The sequence below is a fragment of the Falsiroseomonas oryzae genome (genome assembly GCF_027856955.1).
GTDB classification, from domain to species: Bacteria; Pseudomonadota; Alphaproteobacteria; order Acetobacterales; family Acetobacteraceae; genus Falsiroseomonas; species Falsiroseomonas oryzae.
The window spans coordinates 1-2799 of sequence record NZ_JAPSMD010000573.1 but is presented as its reverse complement, the minus strand read 5'-3'; the positions used below and the strand labels follow the sequence as shown (position 1 = coordinate 2799).

The 2799-nt window shown below is 74.8% G+C and carries 3 protein-coding genes and 1 pseudogene; all 4 read left to right on the top strand.

What is annotated here, in order from left to right; translation table 11 throughout:
- On the top strand, nt 1–690 hold a 690-nt coding region (locus OZN99_RS29025), incomplete at its 5' end, for a 3-deoxy-D-manno-octulosonic acid transferase (RefSeq protein WP_408611970.1).
- On the top strand, nt 690–1676 hold the full coding sequence (gene lpxK, locus OZN99_RS29020; RefSeq protein WP_270938696.1) for a tetraacyldisaccharide 4'-kinase: 987 nt from the start codon (nt 690–692) through the stop codon (nt 1674–1676). The genes OZN99_RS29025 and lpxK, both read left to right, overlap by 1 nt.
- A 113-nt stretch (nt 1677–1789) precedes the next feature.
- A complete protein-coding gene (locus tag OZN99_RS29015) occupies nt 1790–2386 on the top strand; it encodes a TetR/AcrR family transcriptional regulator (RefSeq protein WP_270938695.1) in 597 nt (198 codons plus the stop codon).
- Nucleotides 2383–2799: pseudogene (locus OZN99_RS29010) on the top strand (biotin/lipoyl-binding protein); the annotation flags it as partial. The gene OZN99_RS29015 and the pseudogene OZN99_RS29010, both read left to right, overlap by 4 nt.

The following is a 2799-nucleotide window of genomic DNA, read 5'->3' as shown; positions in this document are numbered from 1 at the left end:
CCGCTGCCGGCCGACGCGGCCGCGCTGGCCTCGCTGCGGACGGCGATCGGGGCGCGCCCGCTCTTCCTGGCTGCCTCCACCCATCCGGGGGAGGACGCCCATGTCGTCGCGGCGCACCGCGCCGTGTCCGCCGCATTCCCCGCCCTGCTGACCGTGGTGGTGCCCCGCCATCCCGAGCGCGGCCCCGCCATCGCGGCCGAGGCCGCGGCCGCCGGCCTGACGGTGGCGCGCCGGGCCGCCGGCGATCAGCCAGGACCCGGCACCGAGCTGTACGTGGCGGATACGCTGGGCGAGCTGGGCCTGTTCTACCGGCTGGCCGGCGCGGCGCTCGTCGGCGGGTCCCTGGTGCCCCATGGCGGGCAGAACCCGCTGGAACCGGCGCGGCTCGGCTGCCCCATCCTGTTCGGCCCGCACATGTGGAACTTCGAGGAGCCGGTGGCGCGCCTGCTGGCTGCCCGGGGCGCCGTCGCGCTGGACAGTCCCGCGGCGCTGGCGCCGGCAATCGGCGACGTGCTATCCGATCCAGGCCGCGCGCGGGCTCTGGCTGAGGCCGCCGCCGCGGTCGCCGACGGCAATGCCGGCCTGCCGGGGCAGGCAGCCGAGGCGCTGCTGGGCTTGCTCCCGCCGTACGCACCGGCGGAGACGCCCGCCGAAGGGCGCCGGGCAGGGCAAGGAACGAACGAGGGCTGATGCGAGCACCCGGGTTCTGGGTGGGCGGCGGGGGTCTTGCGCCCCTTCTGCTCTCCCCATTCTCCGCGATCTATGCCGGCGCGACGGCGCGACGCATGGCGCGCAGCGGCTGGCGCGCACCGGTGCCGGTGATCTGCTGCGGCAACGCCACTGCGGGCGGCGCCGGCAAGACCACCGTCGCGCTCGACATCGGGCGGCGCCTGGCCGACCGGGGCGTGGGCGCGCATTTCCTGCTGCGCGGCTATGGCGGCAGCCTGAAGGGCCCGCTCCGCGTGGACCCGGACAGCCATGACAGCACCCAGGTCGGCGACGAGGCGCTGCTGCTGGCGGAGGTGCGTCCGACCTGGATCTCCGCCGATCGCGGAGCCGGCGGCCAGGCGGCGGTCGCTGCCGGAGCACAGGCGATCGTGATGGATGACGGCCTGCAGAACCCGACGCTGGAGAAGGACCTCTCCCTGCTGGTGGTGGACGGCACCTTCGGCTTCGGCAACGGCCGCGTGATCCCCGCCGGCCCGCTGCGCGAACCGGTGGCCCGGGCCGCCGCCCGCTGCCAGGCCGCCGTGCTGATTGGCGAGGACAAGACCGGCGTGCTGGCCCAGCTGCCCCCCACCCTGCCGGTGCTGCGCGCCGGTCTGGTGGCCGGGCCGGAGGCCGCGACGCTGGCGGGGCAGCCGGTCTTCGCCTTCTGCGGCATCGCCAACCCCGCCAAGTTCTTCGCCACCCTGCAGGAGGCCGGCACGGTCCTGGCCGGCCGCGAGGCCTTCGCCGATCACTACCCCTTCGACGAGGGCGACCTGAAGGACCTGCTGGCTCAGGCGGAGGCGCTGCGCGCCGTGCCGGTCACCACCAAGAAGGATTTTGTCCGGATCCCTCCCCAGTTCCGCTCCCGCGTCACCGTCGTGACCGTCGGGCTGGCCTGGGAGGAGCCGGCGGCGATCGAGAGCCTGCTCGACCCGCTGGCAGCTCGGGTGCCGATCCCGGCCTGATCCCCGGTATAGCGGCGCTTTGAGGGGCCGGCTCACTTCAAGCTGACAGGCCCACTATACCGGCTGGACGGTTTGGTCCTTGACGAACCGTCCGGCCGGTATAGTTAGAGGGCATGAACGACGCCCCCGCAACGACCCAGCCCGATGCCCGCACCCGCGTGCTCGACGCCGCGGAGGGCATCATCCAGGCCCGCGGCGTCGCCGGCCTGACGCTTGAAGCCGCCGCGCGCGACGCCGGCGTCTCCAAGGGCGGGCTGCTCTACCACTTCGCCTCGAAGGAGGCGCTGCTCGACGCCATGCTGCGGCGCCTGGCGAGCTTCATGGAGCAGCAGTACCGCATGGGCGTGGAGGCGCAGCCGCCCGGGCCAGGCCGCGTCGCGCGCGCCATGCTGGAATGGGGCTTCGGCGAGGCGGACCCGCAAGGCGAGACGCCGCTTCATGCCTGCGACGAGCGGCATGATCGTGCCGCCGCCATCTTCCTGGCCGCCTTCCACCACGACCCCGTGCTGCTCGACCCCATCCGGGAGGTGATCGCGCGCTTCCGCCAGGACATCGCCGCCGATGGCCTGCCACCGGGCGTCGGCAATGCGATCAACGCCGCCTCCGACGGCATGTTCATGGCGCGCCTGTTCCGCCTCTACACGCCGACACCGGAAGAGCGCGCGGAGACGCGCGCGGCGCTCGAGAAGCTGCTGGAGGCCGCGCGATGACGCGGCGGACGAAGCTCCTGGTCGGCGCCGTGGCGCTGGCCGTGGCGGGCGGCGCGGGCTTTCTCTGGATGACCCCTGGCGAGGCCGAGCGCGCGCCCGCGCCCTTGGCCGTGACGGAACCCGTCGGCGTCGGCGCGCTGGGGCGTGTCGAGCCGGCCTCCCGCATCCTTCGCCTCGGCCCCGCGCCCAGCCAGGACGGCGCACGGATCGAGCGGCTGCTGGTCGCCGAGGGCGATCTGGTGCAGGCCGGCCAGGTGCTGGCCGAGTTCAGCGACGCCGCGTTGAAGGACGCCGCCCAGCAGCAGGCCGAGGCGCAGCTGGCCCAGGCCCGTGCGCGGCTGGAGCGCACCCGCGCCGCCGGCCGCCCCTCCGAGGTCGCCGCCCAGCGCGCGCGCATCGAGGCGCTGCGCAAC

Excerpts from the sequence above, each read along its gene's own strand:
- lpxK (WP_270938696.1), top strand. The coding sequence starts at position 690 with ATGCGAGCACCCGGGTTCTGGGTGGGCGGCGGGGGTCTTGCGCCCCTT.
- OZN99_RS29015 (WP_270938695.1), top strand. The coding sequence starts at position 1,790 with ATGAACGACGCCCCCGCAACGACCCAGCCCGATGCCCGCACCCGCGTG.